This is a genomic window from Methanosarcina sp. UBA5 (genome assembly GCF_002505485.1).
In the GTDB taxonomy this organism is placed as follows: Archaea; Halobacteriota; Methanosarcinia; order Methanosarcinales; family Methanosarcinaceae; genus Methanosarcina.
The window spans coordinates 53,500-71,975 of the sequence record NZ_DAVG01000076.1 but is presented as its reverse complement, the minus strand read 5'-3'; the positions used below and the strand labels follow the sequence as shown (position 1 = coordinate 71,975).

Annotated in this window: 12 protein-coding genes; 7 read left to right on the top strand and 5 right to left on the bottom strand. The window is 39.5% G+C overall.

What is annotated here, in order from left to right:
* Positions 1-598: 598 nt before the first annotated feature.
* The 7 genes from carA to BP621_RS07555 all read left to right on the top strand — a co-directional run bounded on the left by carA (position 599) and on the right by BP621_RS07555 (position 14,145).
* Positions 599-1,705, top strand: coding sequence for a glutamine-hydrolyzing carbamoyl-phosphate synthase small subunit (gene carA / locus BP621_RS07585; protein WP_292388969.1), 1,107 nt, complete (start codon positions 599-601; stop codon positions 1,703-1,705).
* Positions 1,705-4,917 carry a carbamoyl-phosphate synthase large subunit gene (gene carB / locus BP621_RS07580; protein ID WP_292388899.1) on the top strand — a complete coding sequence of 1,071 codons (3,213 nt, stop codon included), beginning with the start codon at positions 1,705-1,707 and terminating at the stop codon, positions 4,915-4,917. Before carA ends, carB begins: the two co-directional genes overlap by 1 nt.
* A 424-nt stretch (positions 4,918-5,341) precedes the next feature.
* Complete coding sequence (locus tag BP621_RS07575) at positions 5,342-6,529, top strand: argininosuccinate synthase (protein WP_292388898.1); 1,188 nt, start codon at positions 5,342-5,344, stop codon at positions 6,527-6,529.
* 446 nt (positions 6,530-6,975) lie between these two features.
* The gene (locus BP621_RS07570) at positions 6,976-9,675 is read left to right on the top strand and encodes a phosphorylase (protein ID WP_292388897.1); all 2,700 of its coding nucleotides are present in this window, start codon (positions 6,976-6,978) and stop codon (positions 9,673-9,675) included.
* A 10-nt stretch (positions 9,676-9,685) separates the two neighbouring features.
* Complete coding sequence (locus BP621_RS07565) at positions 9,686-10,744, top strand: DUF5677 domain-containing protein (RefSeq protein ID WP_292388896.1); 1,059 nt, start codon at positions 9,686-9,688, stop codon at positions 10,742-10,744.
* Positions 10,745-12,240: 1,496 nt separating this feature from the next.
* Entirely contained in the window at positions 12,241-13,173 is a 933-nt protein-coding gene (locus tag BP621_RS07560) for a Fic family protein (RefSeq protein ID WP_292388895.1), read from the top strand.
* 624 nt (positions 13,174-13,797) lie between these two features.
* On the top strand, positions 13,798-14,145 hold the full coding sequence (locus tag BP621_RS07555; RefSeq protein ID WP_292388894.1) for a hypothetical protein: 348 nt from the start codon (positions 13,798-13,800) through the stop codon (positions 14,143-14,145).
* A gap of 1,378 nt (positions 14,146-15,523) precedes the next feature.
* Here the strand turns inward: BP621_RS07555 and BP621_RS07550 are convergent.
* From BP621_RS07550 to eif1A, 5 genes are all read right to left on the bottom strand, one after another.
* Entirely contained in the window at positions 15,524-15,751 is a 228-nt protein-coding gene (locus BP621_RS07550) for a type II toxin-antitoxin system HicA family toxin (protein ID WP_048153768.1), read from the bottom strand.
* Positions 15,744-15,995 carry a type II toxin-antitoxin system HicB family antitoxin gene (locus tag BP621_RS07545; protein WP_292388893.1) on the bottom strand — a complete coding sequence of 84 codons (252 nt, stop codon included), beginning with the start codon at positions 15,993-15,995 and terminating at the stop codon, positions 15,744-15,746. Before BP621_RS07545 ends, BP621_RS07550 begins: the two co-directional genes overlap by 8 nt.
* Positions 15,996-16,377: 382 nt before the next feature.
* Positions 16,378-16,581 carry a CxxC-x17-CxxC domain-containing protein gene (locus tag BP621_RS07540; RefSeq protein ID WP_292388892.1) on the bottom strand — a complete coding sequence of 68 codons (204 nt, stop codon included), beginning with the start codon at positions 16,579-16,581 and terminating at the stop codon, positions 16,378-16,380.
* 668 nt (positions 16,582-17,249) lie between these two features.
* Complete coding sequence (locus BP621_RS07535) at positions 17,250-17,438, bottom strand: CxxC-x17-CxxC domain-containing protein (RefSeq protein ID WP_015410801.1); 189 nt, start codon at positions 17,436-17,438, stop codon at positions 17,250-17,252.
* Positions 17,439-18,128: 690 nt separating this feature from the next.
* The gene (gene eif1A / locus BP621_RS07530; protein WP_292388967.1) at positions 18,129-18,461 is read right to left on the bottom strand and encodes a translation initiation factor eIF-1A; all 333 of its coding nucleotides are present in this window, start codon (positions 18,459-18,461) and stop codon (positions 18,129-18,131) included.
* Positions 18,462-18,476: the final 15 nt, after the last annotated feature.

Genomic DNA, 18,476 nt, shown 5'->3' with positions numbered 1-18,476 from the left:
TCAACCGGCGCAACGGTTGCGGGTCAACGGTTGCAGCCCAATGCTTTAGCTCAATAGGGATAATTTTGAAATGTATTATAGACTGCCCGTAGTAAAAAATACATAATAAAAGAAATAGGAGTACAATTCTTCGGTTTTTTTCCTTCTATTTTGTCCGTGATTATAAAATTTGGCAAAGCTTTGCCCTTTTCAGGTATAACTCTTTTTTGATACTTCTGCCCCAGGTTCAGAGGCGGAATAATAAATTATATGCGGCCTGCCGTATTTTTCAGTTTTTTCTATAAAATGAGCCTGCTAAAGTCTATCCTGCCGCATGAAATACCCGTGACAGAAGTCTTATTGTCAGTCGCGGCAAAGATGCTGAACGTTTTTATTTTATATGAAAAAGGTCCGTTTTCAGACAGTCTCAAAATTAGAGAGCTCCTGCGTTGAGAATAAGCATTATTAAACAGGCTGAAGAGGCCCATTTATCAGGCATATAGTTTAATTGAAAGATTTATATATTAAAAAACTCAAGAAATACCAGTAGTTAAGGAAATTGGAAAATTCATCGTAACACTTATACATGTCTTATGACATTTACTCGCAGGTTCAGATGATGAAAGCAGTACTAGGCTTAGAAGACGGAACAGTTATTCGGGGCACCGGTTTTGGTGCCGAAGGCACAGCTTGCGGCGAACTTGTTTTTACCACTCAATTCACGGGATATGAGGAGGCTCTAACAGATCCTTCTTACAAGGGTCAGATTTTAATGTTTACTTACCCCCTTATCGGAAACTACGGTGTCAGCGGGGAGCGCGTCCAGTCCGATAATATGCATGCGGAAGGGCTTGTTGTAAGGGAGGCCTGCAAAAAGCCCTACCATTATAAATCATCCCGTTCGGTCCCTAAATTTTTAGAGGATGAAGGAAAGCCAGGAATTGAAGGCGTGGACACCCGAATGCTCACCATCAGGGCAAGGGAGCGCGGAACCATGCGGGCAGCCCTTATTACAGGCAGCGATGATGGAGAAGAGGCTGTTGATGTAGCAAGAAACTCTACCCAGCTCACAGATGAGGAACTTATCTCCCTTGTAACCTGTAAAGAGCCATATTTCATTCCCGGAGCAGAAGGCGCCTGGAAAGGCGGCAGCAAACGCAAACATGCGGTTATAGTCGATCTCGGAATAAAACGAAATATCATAAATAACCTTCACAGGCGGGGAATTGACCTTACTCTGGTTCCTGCAACTGCAAAACCCTCGGAAATTGCAAGTTACGAACCTGATCTTCTTTTTATCTCAAACGGACCAGGAGACCCGGAAAAAGCAACGGATGCGATCAATGCCGTAAAGGCTTTTGCAGGCACGATTCCGGTTTGCGGAATCTGTTTTGGGCACCAGATTATTTCCCTTGCTATGGGAGCAAGAACCTACAAATTGAAATTCGGGCACAGGGGAGGAAACCAGCCAGTAAAGGACCTGATTGAAAATAAAATTTTCATAACTTCCCAGAACCATGGGTATGCAGTTGATGCGGACTCCCTTGACGGCACGGGTCTCTATGTAAAGTACCTGAACGTAAACGACAAAACCGTAGAAGGGGTTTCCCACAAAGACCTGGATATTTTCAGTGTGCAGTTCCATCCTGAAGCTCAGGCAGGGCCGCTGGATACCGAGGAAACGTTCTTTGGCAAGGTTGTAAAGGTCCTCGGAGGTGAGATTTAATGCCTAAACGTGAGGACATAAAAAAGGTTTTGCTTATAGGCTCAGGGCCAATTACTATCGGACAAGCTGCCGAATTCGACTTTTCAGGTAGCCAGGCCTGCAGATCCTTAAAAGAAGAAGGGGTAAAGGTTGTGCTTGTAAACTCAAACCCTGCAACCATCATGACCGACCCTGAAATGGCTGATTCGGTTTATATCGAACCCCTTGATGCTAAAATAGTAGAAAAGATTATTGAAAAAGAACGCCCTGATGGAATTATTGCAGGTATTGGAGGACAGACCGGCCTTAATATTACCAGTGAACTTGCAGAAATGGGCGTTTTTGAGAAATACGGGGTTCAGATTCTCGGGACCCCCGTGGAAGCCATTAAAAATACGGAAGACAGGGAACTCTTTAAGGAAACCATGCTCAGGATAGGAGAAAAGGTCCCCTTAAGCAGGGCAGTTAATTCCTTAAAAGAAGTGGAAGCAGTCGTTGAGGAACTTGGTCTTCCTCTTATTGTCCGCCCCGCATACACCCTTGGCGGAGCTGGTGGCGGAATTGCACGCACAAAGGAAGAGCTACTTGAAATCACGGAACGCGGACTCAGGCGCAGTCGCATTTCCCAGGTACTCATCGAAGAAAGCGTGCTTGGCTGGGCAGAAGTCGAGTATGAGGTCATGAGAGATGAAAACGACACCTGCATTGTAATCTGTAACATGGAAAACATTGACCCCATGGGCGTACATACTGGAGAATCAGCAGTTGTTGCCCCTTCCCAGACCCTGAGCGATGCAGAGCACCAGATGCTTAGAAGCGCCTCAATCAAGATTATCCGTGCCCTGAAGATAGAAGGTGGATGTAATATCCAGTATGCCTTAAAAGAAGGTGATTACCGTGTGGTCGAGGTAAATCCAAGGGTTTCAAGGTCATCAGCCCTTGCATCAAAGGCTACAGGTTATCCAATTGCCCGTGTAACTGCAAAGATTGCAATTGGGATGGCGCTTGACGAGATCATTAACAATGTTACAAAGAGCACTCCCGCTTCTTTTGAACCTGCTCTGGACTACGTAATTACAAAGATTCCCAGGTGGCCTTTTGATAAGTTCACAACCGCAGACAAGACGCTTACCACAGCCATGAAAAGTACAGGAGAAGTAATGGCAATTGGCAGGACAATTGAAGAGTCCCTGTTAAAAGCTTTCAAATCTCTGGATATCGATAATCAGCTAGGTAAAAAGCACTGGGACGAACCTGAAATTAAAACTCTCCTCAAGACTCCAACAAGCGAACGCCTTTTTGTGATCTTTGATGCACTTGAAAGGGGCATGTCGGTAAAGGAAATTGCCGAGCTTTCGAGTATCAATCCCTTCTTCATCTCAAAGATAAAAAGAATCGTTGATATGGAAAAGCGCATTCGAGCAGAAGAATTCACTCCTGAACTTCTGCGCGAAGCAAAGAAGATGGGATTCCCAGACACCCGTCTTGCCGAACTGACTGGCAAAACCAGCCAGGAGATTAGTGATCTCAGGCATGCTGCCGGTCTTGTAGCTACTTTCAAGATGGTGGATACCTGCGCAGCCGAGTTCGAAGCAGCTACTCCTTATTACTATTCTACTTACGAAGACGACTGCGAGACAAACGCCACAGATAAGAAGAAGATTCTTATTCTTGGAGCAGGCCCGATCAGGATTGGACAGGGAATCGAGTTCGACTACTGTACTGTGCACGCAGTCACTGCGCTTCGGGAAGAAGGAATTGAGACTCACATCATTAATAATAATCCTGAAACTGTATCTACAGACTTTGATACCTCAGACAAGCTCTTTTTTGAACCTCTGACCCTTGAGTATGTGATGAACGTAATCGAGCGTGAGAAGCCTGATGGAGTCCTGGTGCAGTTTGGAGGGCAGACTTCAGTGAACCTTGCAATTCCTCTCAAGCAGGAATTGAAGCGCAGGACCGATCTTAATACGGTGATTCTGGGCACAGATCCTGATGACATGGACCTTGCCGAAGACAGGGAAAAGTTTTATCTCCTTATGCAGGAGCTTGGCGTTCCACAGCCTGAAGGTGGATATGCAACTTCCCACAAGGAGGCAATCGAGATTGCAAAGCGGATTGGCTTCCCTGTTCTTGTGCGTCCTTCCTACGTGCTTGGCGGGCGGGCAATGGAAATCGTATATGACGAAATCGATCTTGAACGTTATATGAAAGAGGCAGTTAGGGTTTCTCACGAACACCCAATACTGATTGACGATTTCCTTGAGGCAGCCTCTGAAATTGATGTGGATGCAGTCTGCGACCAGAAAGACGTACTTATCGGCGCAATAATGGAACACATCGAGGAGGCAGGCGTTCACTCTGGAGACTCGGCCTGTGTAATTCCACCCCAATCTCTTTCGCCTGAGGTTCTTGACCAGGTAAGGGATTATACCCGCAAGATAGCTCTTGCCCTCAGGGTCAAAGGGTTAATCAACATACAGATGGCAGAGAAAGGCGGAAAGGTCTATGTGCTTGAAGCAAATCCGCGTTCAAGCAGGACAATTCCTTTTGTTTCAAAAGCTGTTGGAATCCCGCTTGCAAAGATTGCAGCTAAGGTAATTGCAGGACACAGCTTAAAGAGCCTCGGCTACACGGACGAACCAAAGCCAAGGCATGTCTCAATTAAGGAAGTTCTTCTGCCTTTTGATAAATTACCAGGTGCAGATCCAGTCCTCGGCCCTGAGATGAAAAGCACTGGCGAGGTCATGGGTGTTGATTACGACTTCGGAAGGGCATATTATAAGGCAGAGCTTGCAGCCGACAATGTCTTACCTCTGACCGGAAAAGTTTTCCTTTCCATAAGGAATGCAGACAAAACCGAACTTGTCGACGTTGCAAGGAAACTGCAGGCAGCAGGCCTTGAACTTATGGGCACACAGGGCACTGTAAACTATCTTGCACAGCACGGGGTCTTTATGGATGTAGTGAAAAAGGTTCATGACGGAAGCCCAAATGTCATAGATATGATGCGCAGGGACGAGGTTGACCTTATCATCAATACCCCGACAAGCAAGCAGTCTCGCAGGGACGGTTCAAGGATCAGGCGGGCAGCTGTTGACTTCAAAGTTCCGTACATAACCACAATGCAGGCCGCAATAGCCGCAGCCGATGCCATAGAAACTATGAAGAAGGGAGAGGAACTTACAATTAAATCCATCAACGAGTACCACAAAGAGATGGAAAAGTAATGAAGTAAAGAAAAAGAGCTGTCAGCAGGTAACTCTTTATGGGTACCTGTTGAAAAGTACTGCTTAATAAAAAACATCGGTCAACAGAAAGTTTACATGTGAATCACAGCCGGCAGGGTGGTTTTTCATCCTCCGGCAACATAATTAGTTTTTGAATCTACCAGCTGCTGGCTGTTAAATATACAGGAATTAAACATCCTGCTACCAAAATTATTAAACTTATTAATCTTATTTACCCTACTGAACTTACTGATTCGCTAACACGTAAATCTATTAACATACCATCTATTACAAATCAATCTATTAACGAATCAATCTATTAACGAATCAATCTACAATGTATCAATCCATTAGCGTGTCACTAGATGGCATGTCAACCATTTTGATTCTTATCACATATCCGCTAACAAGGGGTAGTAAAAGCATGGCAAAGAAAGTTGCACTTGCATATTCAGGAGGGCTTGACACCTCGGTGTGCATTCCCATCCTTAAGGAAAAGTACGGATACGACGAAGTAGTTACGATTTCAGTCGATGTCGGTCAGCCTGAAGAGGAAATCAAGCGGGCAGACGCAAAAGCCGAGAAGATCAGCAACAAGCATTACACGATCGATGCAAAGGAAGAGTTCGTAAAAGATTACGTCTTCCCCCTTATCAAAGCCAACGGAAGCTACGAGGGCTATGTAATGGGAACTTCAATTGCCCGTCCCCTGATCGCGAAAAAAGTGGTTGAAGCTGCCAAAAAAGAAGGGGCAATCGCCCTTGCGCACGGTTGCACAGGAAAAGGCAATGACCAGCTCCGTTTCGAAGCAGTTTTCCGCCAAACCGACCTCGACGTTATCGCCCCGATGCGGGAAATGAACCTGACCCGCGAGTGGGAAATCGACTACGCAAAAGAGCACGGAATCCCGGTGGAAGTCACAAAATCCAAGCCCTGGAGCGTTGACGAAAACATATGGAGCCGCAGCATCGAAGGCGGCAGGCTTGAAGACCCCTCTTTTGTCCCGCCGGAAGAGATTTACGAGTGGACAACTTCACCTGAAAAAGCCCCTGACCAGCCCAGGATTGTTGACATCGGCTTTGAAGCAGGAGTCCCGGTTTCACTTAATGGCGAAAAGCTCGGCGGCTACGCCCTTGTGAAGAAAATGAATGAAATTGCAGGCGAAAACGGCGTTGGCAGAACCGACATGATCGAAGACCGCGTGCTCGGCTTAAAAGCCCGAGAGAACTACGAGCACCCGGCTGCAACCGTTCTCCTTGCAGCCCACGCCGACCTTGAGAAACTCGTGCTGACCCGAAGCGAACTCAAGTTCAAGAAAATCGTCGACGACCAGTGGTCCGAACTTGCCTATTACGGTCTTGTGGACGAGCCACTTTATGCCGACCTGAACGCCTTTATCGACAAGTCCCAGGAAAGGGTTACAGGTACGGTGAAAGTCAGGCTCTACAAAGGCGCACTTACTATCCTTGCCCGCAGCTCGCCGAATGCGCTCTATTCTGAAGATCTGGTTTCGTTTGACAGCCAGACCATTGACCAGAAGGATGCAGAAGGGTTTGCGAAGTATCACGGGTTCCAGGCGAGGATGTACAGGAAGGTAATGGATAAGCAGTGAATTTGAATTTTATTTCTTTTCCTGCCTGTTTTTTCAGTAGGCAGGACAATTATTCTCTTTTTGACTTATTTCTGTCTATTTTTGGAGTTTCAATTATTTCTTTTTTCCATAGTTCCAGAGTAATTGATGGATTTAGCTTTTTCAGAGTGCAGTAGTAGCTGTCTTAAACCGTTATTGTCACCGTGCGAAGCACGGGCCTTTCGTAAAAAATTGGCTTTTAAAATCTAATTTATTTATATAGAGTTTTTATATAGAAACTTTTTTAAATTATAAGTTTTTAGAGTTAGTGACAAGTGGTGGAGATTTTTATAATTCATGAATGACGAAAATTGGAAACGTTCATTGGAAACATTTGAAATTGCGTATTGTGAACATGCTCCTGGTGCAAGACGTAATGTTATTCGACTTTTTCCTCAAGTTCTTGACAAACGGCGTGGGAAGAATTAGTGGCACTAACGGCAAAACTGTTGATCAACGAAGATTATAGAGTAACATCGTGCATGCCATTAATATTTAGTTTGGCTTTTCCACTTGTCCCTGATAAGGAGAAAGCATGGTTAGATATAACTAAATTAGTTGATTTTAAGGAAAGTAAAGCAGAAGAAACAGTAAAAATCTCTATGATTGCTATTTTTTCAAATTCACCAGATAAAGAAAAAGCTTGGGCAGATTTATTACGATTTACAAGAACTACAAATAAGAATAGTTTGCGTACTGCGGCCAAAATTCTTTGTTTAAATATTGTCAGTCGTGAAGATAAAAATAAAGCTTGGGAATATCTTATTCGACTCATAAAGTATGAGGAGATTGAAGTAAAAACAATTTCTGCGAGCAATATTTATTATATTTTTCCAAATGTTTGTGATAAACATAAAGCTTGGGAAGATCTAATCAAATTAATCCACGATAAAAATATCCAAGTTAAAAAAGCTGCTTTAAATGCAGTTGTCTCTAATTATACATTAGCTCCAGATAAACAAAAAGTTTGGGAGTCTCTAGTTAAGTTCTCTTTTGATATAGACAGTCAAGTTAAAACAATTGCCGCTAATGGACTAGTAAATAATTTTTCGTATGTTCCAGATAAACAAAAAGCGTGGAACGACCTAATTAAAGTTACTTCTGGAGATTATCAAGTAAGAAGAGTTGTAGCAAATGTCTTAAAATCTGCTATTTTGATGGTGGACAATAAGGAAGCAGCTTGGGAAGATCTTCTCACTCTCTCAGCACATAAAGATATAGATGTGAGAAACCAGGTAGCTTATGCTTTAGTTTCTGCTTTTCGTTTGATTCCAGATAAACAAAGGCTTAGTCAAGATTTACGTAACTGTATTAGGAATAAGGATAGAAATGTAAAAGCAACTGTCGCATCTATTCTTAGTTCTGTTTATTCTCAACTTCCAGATCAACGACAATTTTGGGAAGAGTTGATAGAACTCACGAGTGATGAAGATATTGGTGTGAGGAGAAACGCTTACTACTGTCTAGGGAAAATTTCTATATTTAAAGCTTCCCAAGCAGAGAATGAAATTGATTACAGGAGAGAGTTTGAGCAGGCTATAAAATTTTTCGAAAAAACGTCACAGGAATCTACTCTTTTTAATCCATCACAGTTTTGCCTGCCATTCTATCGTTCATTCTATACAATAATTTCCGACGAAAATCAGCAGGCGAAAGATGAAGTTGCTAAATATCTTACAGAGGCTAGAAGCGCAGTTAAAAGGTCAAAAAACAAAGAATTACTTTTTGAAGCTGTAGATAATCTAGCAAAAGCATTAGAGGAAGTCCAAAGCCTTGAGAATAGAAGCCTAGAGGACAATAAAGAAGATCTCAGCCATTACATGGAATACTGTGAGCGGGCTACAGATTTAATGTCTGAAACTAAACAAATCTCTCCTTATGCGACAGAAGTACTGAGAAGAGGGCTTCCTATTCTTAATAGAAAATTAAACTTCCTTCTCGAAGAAATTCGGGAAAAAGCAAAAACTGCATGTCAGGCCTCTCAAGGTACTCCAACACAAGAAATTGCATGCGTTGCTAATAGAAAAGTGCAAGGATGGAAAGCTGGTACTGAAGAAGAAATAGCACTTGATGCAGAGGATTTGCTTATCTATATGAAGTCAAGCGTTCCAAGATTCCCAGAGAACGAACATATTTTTGAAAAAATAAAAGAAATCGAAGACAAAAAAGACCTTAATTTACTACTACGAAATATTCGGAATCTTTTTGAAGAATTACCTAAAATTATGATTGATCCCGAAAGAATGAAGCCCACAATTGGAATCATTACTGCCTTACCGAAAGAGTATGCGGCAGTTAGTATTTTACTGGAAAATAAAAAGGACAAGTATAAAGTCCCGGGCCCTGGAGCAAGCCGAAGGTATTGCTTAGGAGAAATACCTACTGAAAAAGGAAATAAACACAGCTTAGTTTTGGCAAATGCAGGCATGGGAAATAATATTGCTGCAACAAGAGCATCTCTTCTTCTAGAGCACTTCCCGAACGTAAAATCAATCATCATGGTTGGCATAGCCGGAGGAGTTCCAAATCCAGATAAAGTTGATGATCATGTTCGTCTGGGAGATATAGTTGTATCAAACGAAAATGGGGTTATCCAGTATGACTTAATAAAGCAGGAAATTCATGATATCACACATAGAAACCTTCCAAGACCTCCGAGTGCAAGTTTGTTGGAGGCAGTAAAATGTCTTGAAGCTGAAGAAATTCTTGGAGATCGCCCATGGGAAAAATATATCGATCAAGCTCTTTCTATAATCAAAACCATTCGCCCATCTGAAGATAAAGATATTCTGTATTGTTCTGACAGCCAAGAAGAGATAATAAAACATCCCAACGATCCCAAAAGGATAAAAGGACAGCCTCGCGTCTTTATCGGACCAATCGCTTCTGCAAATATACTTCAGAAAGATCCAAAAGCAAGAGACAAATTAAGAGACAAATTCGGTGTCAAAGCTATTGAAATGGAGGCTTCAGGTATCGCTGATGCGACATGGAATCATGAAGTTGGATATCTGGTTGTAAGAGGTATCTGCGATTATTGTGATTCACACAAAAATGACGAATGGCAGCAGTATGCGGCTGTTGTTGCTGCGGCTTATACAAGGGCTTTGATTGAATCGATGCCATAAAATCTGAGTTTTGGTAATTGCTGAAGGAAGTACTCACAACATGAAAACTGATGGTAGTTATACAAATAACAAGGAAAACCAGGATTATTTAGACCGATTTAATATTCCCTCAGAGGTTAAGGAAGCAATAAACCAGTCTCATGAAGAGATTATAAATAATGCCTCAGACACCTTGCAAGGAAATAATGAAGAAATCGAGAATTTTAAGAAAAGAGTAAATAATTTTTGGAAAAAGCCTCTGGATTTACTTGATTTACTTTTGATATATTCGCGACAAATGGGATCGAAATTTAACAAGGAAATGAGAACGCCTGCGGAAAAAGAAAGCGACCATGTATTTTTGGCATTAACCCGACTTCATGCTAAAGCTTGTCTCGTAAGTCATGAAATTGCTATACTAATGAAGCATGGATATTCATCCGGTGCACATGCCAGATGGCGCAGCCTTCATGAAATTGCAATTACTGCGTTGTTCATAAAAGAACATGGTAATGAAGTTGTAGAGAGGTATCTCGATTACAGAGGTATAGAAACTTATTATGCAATGACACAATATAAAAAATATGCAGCGAAGCTGCATTATGAACCACTGCAAGAAGAGGAAGAAGAAAATGCCATCAATTTAAAAAATTTCCTTATTAAAAAATACGGAGAATCTTTTGAGCATCTCTATGGATGGGCTTCAAAAGAGCTCAACAAACCTAGGCCAAAGTTTACTGATATTGAAAAAGCTGTTGGTAGTGAACACATGCGTCCTTACTATAAGATGGCTAGTAACGCTGTTCATGCAGAACCAAATGGAACTTTTTTCAACATAGGACTATCTAAAGCAGACGAAGAAAAAATCTTACTTGCAGGACCAAGTGATTCAGGATTAGCGGATCCAGGGTCAGGTACGGCTGTATCATTAAATCTAATTAATACAATTCTTATAACTTCTAGACCAACTGTAGAAAATTTAATCATTTTACAGGCAACATCGATGTTAGTAAATGAAATTAACGAAGCTTTTCTTGAAGCACATAAATTTATTGAAGAGCAGACTGAGGGGAAAGCTCTTCCTATTTAAACATTAGATCTTAAACAGCCCTTCAACAAAAAAGAAACATTTTGTGTACGGTTTGAGATTTATGTGAATATGATAAATATAGTAAATATGGAAAGAAAAAAATAAAAAATATTCAAATTTAGCCTAGACTTTTCATACTGCAAATCAGCTTCTTGTGTGCCATAAAATTCATTGTAAACGTCATCTTTCAAAGATGCCTTAACCTGGTTATCGTAAATCCAGATGCCTACTCCGTATATCATAATTAGAAAAGAAGTAAATCTAAGTTTACTTATGTCAGTATTAAATAAATTGGATGCAAATGAAGACAGAAATATGAGCGTTGAAATACAGATCCCAAATTTATATGGTTGAGTATTAAGAAGATTATGTAAATCTGTAAAGGAATTCATATAGATCTCTTACAAATTAACTTAATATTTTATAACTGTTTCATTCTATTTCTAATTTCACTAATAAAGGAATATACTTTCACTATGTACTATTTTTGTTTGTGTTAAGCAAACATTTTCGGGAAGGATTCCAGCAGACAGCCGGCAGGAAAAATATACTTTAATTGAATTGAAAGGCATGAATTGCTGTTCTTATTAATTGCATCAAATAGCTCCAAAGAAAAAAAGGTTTAGTTTTCTGATGTCATTCTACCTCAAACACCATAAATTTTTATAACAGTGTATGTAATTCTTATAAGAGGTTTAACATATGACGGGAAATATGTGTCCACTGTTAGAGTCAGAATGTGATAAGCAATGTAAGTGGTATATTGATGATGCTAAAGATTGCGCTATAGTTTCCTTAGCGAATAATCTTTGGATGGTTACCTATCCACAGTTGAGTGGTGGTTCACTTAAAGTTGTTGAAGGTTAAATATTTACAGACTCTTGCACTGTAGTTTAGTCCATTATTCTAAGATAGACAAACATCTACTTAATAACGGGCATCTTTATTGACTACGAAAAGATTTCTAGTTTAGTATTCAGCAAACTATTTTTGACAGCTTTTTTGATCCGTGATTCACCTGAAAAAATCGTTTGAATCAAAACTTTCCCCAAAGAAAAAGAATCGCTTAATTAAACAAGCCCTGCAAAGTGCCCCTTATAAAGTTGCAAAAGTCACGGTTTTTGGTTCACTTTTCTTAACATTATCTTAACAAACGTACTCGGGGAAGATCCCAGCAGACAGCCGGCCGGAGAAATATATTTTAAGTGAATTAAAAGTTAAGAGAAGTTCACTTAAATTGGGAAGTCCTCCCTCAAAGGAAAAGATCACTTTGAGAAAAAAGGCCCTGCGAAGGGCTCCTTATAAATCTACAAAAATCTCTGGTTTTTCAATTTCACTTTGATTTTACAAACATGTTTGGGGAAGATTGAGCAATCCGCCGGCAGGAAAAATATATTTCAAATGAATTGAGTGAAAAAGAAACTGCAATATCGGATACCTAAAAAATTTGCCGATACCGATATATATCAGAAGAAATGTATCGGATACATCAAATTATGGCACATACCGATACATCCCTGATTCAAGAAGAACTTCTTGCACGAATAAATGAGAAAATGGAACAGCTAAACATCATGCGGCCCATTCCTGCAGATGCTTTAGCAAGGCTACATGAAGAAATGAGGCTGGTTCATACCTATCACTCCAATGCGATAGAAGGAAACACACTAACGCTTCAGGAGACAAAACTTGTTCTGGAAGAAGGGCTTACTATTGGTGGAAAATCGCTCAGAGAACATCTTGAGGCGAGCAACAACGCAAAAGCCTTTGATAGAATGGAAGAGCTAGCAAAGAAAAAACGATCAATAGACCATGTAACAATTCAGGAGATCCACGAAATTGTAACCCGAGGCATACTTGAGGACGCCGGAAAATACCGCATAAGAAATGTGAGAATAGCAGGTGCAGTAAAGACCCCGCCTGATTGGTCGAAGATAGTTAAACTGATGGATGAACTTATTGAAAAGATAGCTGGAAGTAAGGAATATCCAATTGAAACGGCTTCCTTCCTGCATCATAGGTTTGTTGAAATTCATCCCTTCAGTGATGGAAACGGCCGAGTGGCCAGGCTTCTCACAAACCTGTATTTGATGACAAGAAATTATCCTCCTGTCGTACTCAAAAAAGAGAATAGAGGAAAATATTACAAATCCCTCAGAGCTGCAGATGCTGGAAACTTAGGGCCATTTGCCAATTTCATTGCAAGAGCTGTAGATGAAAACCTGACCCTATATCTCTCCATTTCAGGAGGAAATGATGAACTTCTACCTCTAAGAGAACTTGCTATAGAAACTCCTTATTCTCAGGAATATCTTAGCCTGCGAGCTAGACAGGGGCTCCTAGATGCAGTAAAAATAGGAAAAACATGGCATAGTTCAAAACGTGCAATTGAGCAATATCTGTCAGAGCATGGGAAAAAGGATGTTTAATTTCACTTTTCCTAACAACCGTATTCGGGGAAGATTCCAGCAGAGTGCTGGCTGGAGAAATATATTAAAACTGAGTTGAACGTGAAGAAGGGTTCACTTCCAATCAGAAAAACCTCCCCCAAAGGGAAAGATCACTTTGAGCAAAAAGGCCCTGCGGAGGGCTCCTTATAAACTCCTTTAAATCCAGAAAATTCACAGGTTTTCAGTTTTTCAATATCTACAAACGTATTCGGGGGAGATTTCAGCAGACCGCCGGCAGCAAAAATATATTAAAACTGAATTGAACGTGAAGACGATTTCACCCTCCTTCTTTAGTAATTATAAATACTACAACCGCAAAATACTATGATATCTCAGAGCCTATCCCAAAACCAAGTTTCTTCCCACATCAATAATGTTTCAAAACATTTTTGTGCTTATAAGCTCGATAGATTCTCTTGAGTCCGAGCTTCAGTGAAGTAGTTTTAAGTTTTGGGATTAGCTCTTTAATTATTTTCGTAACTATTCAGGCAGCCTTCTAAGGCTCCAAACTTTTTCCACGAGAAAGTTTCTATATCTAATTGATGATGTCAATTACAACTACAAACTTATGGATGAAATAAATCAAATTAGGAGTGGATAAAAATGGCAATTAAAGAAACTGATTTCAGTCGATTAAATGAAAAACTGGTTGATAATCCATCTGCAAAATTCTTCATTTGTATGCGGAATATTCCTGCGTATGTAAAGAATGAACAGATCACGGAATGCCCTGTACTCTCGCCCAGTAATAAGCTGGCAAATAATTATAGACTAGGTTTAATAGATCTCTGTCAATTTTATACGAACTATTATAATGAACTGAAAAGTCCAATTTGTCAAGAATTAATGAAATCTATACTAAGTATATCTAAAAACTACGATATTTATATTGTAAATATTAATAAAGACGCAAGGTTATTACTGTTGGACATATTGGAAAATATAAAATAATTTTACTTGTTGCTGAATAAGTGTGAACCCTTCCAAGTTATCTGAGTTGTTACTTATTTTCTTAATAGAGGTATTAGGGGAATATTCAAACAGATCCTCGGCAGGATAAATATATTAAAACTGAATTAACCTGAAGAAAAGTTCACTTTCAATCAGAAAAATCCCTCTCCAAAGGAAAAGATCACTTTGATCAAAAAGGCCCTGCGAAGGGATCCTTCTAAACTTCTTTAAATTTAGAAAACTCGCGGGTTTTCAATCCTCTTTCCTTGACAAACGTTTTCGGGGAAGACTCCAGTGTCCGTTGGCCGGAAAAATATATTATAACTGAGTTTAACGTGAAGAGAAGATTGCTTAAATTGGAAAGTTCTCCCCCAAAGGAAAAGATTACTTTTATCAAAAAGGCCCTACAGAGGGCTCCTTCTAAACTCCTTTAAATCTAGAAAATTCACAGGTTTTCAGTTAATACTTTCTTTAATTATTTTCAATAAACTTGCCAACTGGTAATTAAAGATCCAGAAGTATAAAGGAAAAAAGTGTAGACATTATTTGACTTTTTGAGTATGATCTTATCTAAAGTAAAACCATATCTATTAAATCAAATTGAATGTTTAAGACACTCAATTTTAGTTTCTAATGAGTTCATGTTTATTTATCTGAAACTTTAAATTGCCACGTATCTATCTCAGAATTAGGGTTTTATAACAGGTAATACCCATTTTACCAAAATTGTGAGAATAGCAAATATAATAATAAGCCAGATTACCCAGCCGGGTAAGTTTTCGGGTGTGTCAACCATAATAATAGATATTTCAGAATCATATAAAAAGACGTATAGATAAATGACTCCAACTTACCTTTTTCGAATCAATTTTGAGTTACCTGGAAAGGATAAGGAGAAATTTTCACCTCCTATTAAGCGATCCATTTTCTGGCTACTTTCTTTAGTTTATAATTAACTTGAAAAATCCTTAAATCAGAAAAATCTCCCCTAGAGGTAAAGGATCGCTTAATCTAAAGAAGCCCTGCAAAATGCCTCTTATAAATCTACAAAAATCACGGGTTTTTCAATTTCACTTTGATTTTACAAACGTACTCGATGAAGGTTTAAGCAGACAGCCTGCCAGAAAAATATATTTAAACTGAGTTGAACGTGAAAAGAAGATTACTTAAATTGGAAAGTTCTCCCCAAAAGGAAAAGATCACTTTTATCAAAAAGGCCCTGCGAAGGGCTCCTTTAAAATCTGCAAAAAATCACGAGCCTTTCAATTTTCTTTTTCGGAACCTTGTCTCGATAACTGTATTCGAGGAAGATTTAAGCAAACCGATGGCAGGAAGAATATATTAATAACTGAATTCAATATCAATGGACTTAAATTCTTCACAAGTCCTCTTCTCCAAGCCACTCTTCTCTTGAAATACGAGCTTGTTTAAGAATTCTTGTCAGAAGATCAATCCCAATTGCACCTTTATGAGGGTTGGGAATTGTTAAAACAAGATCTCCTTTTCTCATAAAAGGATGCTTTCCGCCAGAATAAGGTCCTTCAAATCCCAGTTCCTGCAATCTTTTAACAAAGGTCCGCCAATCAACAGGGACCAGTTTAGACAACCGCAATATCTCCCGGTTCTTTGATTACATAGTCCCCGACCCGGGGCAGAGGCAGTCCGTTTCTCAATCTGATAACGATCCATTCATCAATGACTTCTTCTAGGTTTCTTCGACATTCTTCAAGTGTCTTGCCTGTAGCCCATACACCCTCAAGTTCGGGAACTTCTCCATAATAAGGTTCTTCGTCATCGATTATTTCGTATTTTGCTCTTTCAAGAGCTGCGTGGATGTACTGGATGAGCATAATTACACCTTTTTCCGAACTGATATATCTAGTTTTATGCTGTTTAAATCTTATATAGGTTATGCGGATCGGTTAGATCTGTAAGAATTACAGTCTTTAATTTCTCTTTTTTGACGAACCTTAATGAACGTACTCTGAGAATATTTCAGTTTCCCAATCCCGAAAAAATATATTAAAACTGAATTTAACATGAAGAAAAATCCACTTATATTGGAAAGCTCTCCCAAAAAAGAAAAGATCACTTTGAGCAAAAAGGCCCTGCGGAGGGCTCCTTTTAAATGTAAAAGGTAACGGGTTAATAAAAAGATGTACCCTTAATCAGATTGATTTTTAAAAAGTGAAAAAAATAAGTGTCGATGTAACTCAGTTAAACAAATAACACTTAGTATCTGTCTTCTCTGGGTTTTCTGTGCTTAGGAAGACATTCTCTGCAGTAAACAGGTCTGTCCGGATCAGGTTTGAAAGGTACTTCGGTTTCAACACCGCAATCTGAACATTTTGTCTTGTGCATTTCCCTGGGAGCGCCAAAGCCTCCACGGTTGCTGTCTCTTCCCCTGAAGGACCTTCCTCTGTCATTAAAAGCCATTTTGTTTCACCCTGATTTTGGTTGTTAGTTATTGCTGAAAAAATAAGATTGTATAAGACTCTTTGGTTAAAAACACAAATTGGTTTTTAACAACAGATGATTATACGTCTCTTTATTTTCAATATATAATATTGCATTTTATATATATAAATTTACCTATATAAATATAGGTACGTTCCTATTAGATGAGATGACAACCACTCTCTGAAGCTTATAAAAATATACATCGCCTGAAAAACCTACTACTATAATTCGAGAATGATCACTCCAGGAAGAAATCTATTGATGACTCTAAAACAGTCGCAGAAGGACACCGATAAAAAACTAACAAGCTCTGCAAAGTATTTACTTCTCAGGCTGAAGAGAGCCTAAAAGATTCTCAGTTCTCTGATTTTTCAAAAAGATTCGAGAAAGATTTCAGCAGACGGCACGCAGGAAAATATATTAAAACTGAATTGAAAGTGAAGAGAAGTTCACTTTCAATCCGAAAACTGCCATCCAAAGGAAAAGATCACTTTTATCGAAAAGGCCCTGTGAAGGGCTCCTTTTAAATCTGCAAAAGCTATGGATTAAGAAAAAAGCAGATTTTAATAATAAAATATAAAAAAGTATATGCATAAGTCCTCTTGAGCGAAACGGACCTCGTGCTCCCGACGCGAAATTCGGGCTTAATATCTGCGGTTTTCTCTGGGCGTCCTGTGGTTAGGAAGACAATCCCTGCAATAAACCGGTCTTTCTGGGTCAGGTTTGAAAGGCACCTCTGTCTCAACATTGCAGTCTGAACAGGTTGCTTTGTGCATTTCTCTTGGAGCGCCGAAATTAGAATTTCCTCTGAAGTTTCTGTCATTAAAAGCCATTTTTGTTTCACCTTTGTTTTAGTTTTTGTTAATTGTTTGAAAATAAGATTGTATAGAACTCTTTGATTAAAAACAAAAATTGGTTTTTAATAACAGATTATTATACGTCTCTTTATTTATCAACACACATACATAGCATTTAAAATATATAAATCTATCTATGAAATAAAAGCACAATCTCTCAAATGAGAACTATTTCCAGATATAGTTTGCAGAAGAGGCAACAGCCTATTTTCTGATAGCTCCTGAAAACAGAATTTGGTTAACAGGTTTTCACTTTTGAAACAATCCTATAACAGAAAAGAATCTGTTTGATCTAAAAGAGCGGCCCTGCGAAGAGCTCCTTATATATCGGCAAATATCGCGGGCTTTATATTTCACTTTGATTTTACAAACGTATTTGGGGAAGAGTCCAGCAGACCGCCGACAGGAAAAATATATTTAAATATAACTAAAAATAGTAAAAAATTCAGCGCCCTTCGTTAGTAATTATAACTAGTAAAGTACGAAATATAAATAAGTTATCATTAAATATATAACTAAGTCAGCATCTATAGAAGCTTGTCCACATCAAAAACAGACGCGTTCCTGCGGAAAAGTGAAATCTGGATTCAGGCATCTTTTTCAGATACCTTTATTTCAGATACTCATATAAGGCATCTTTATTCTGATACTTTTAGATCAGTAAGATCAGTACGTAATGTAGCCTTTCCGCTCAAGCCATTCGACCTGGGGTCTTGTGTATTTCCAGGTTACTTCAGCTTTGCAGTCCTGTACTTCCCAGGGATTGGCTATAACAACATCGCCTTCGTGAATCCACATTCTCTTCTTTTTAGAGCCAGGAATCCTGCCCATTCGGACAACTCCATCCATACACTGAAGTGTTACCCTTTTCGAGCCAAGTAAACACGCAACCGTTGCCAGGACTTCATTTCTGTCCTTGCGGGGGATTCGTACCCTGGATACTTCAGGGGTATTTCCTGAGTTTACCGGTTTTGAGGATCCTAATCTTCTTTTTCTAATAGTGCTTCTGTAATT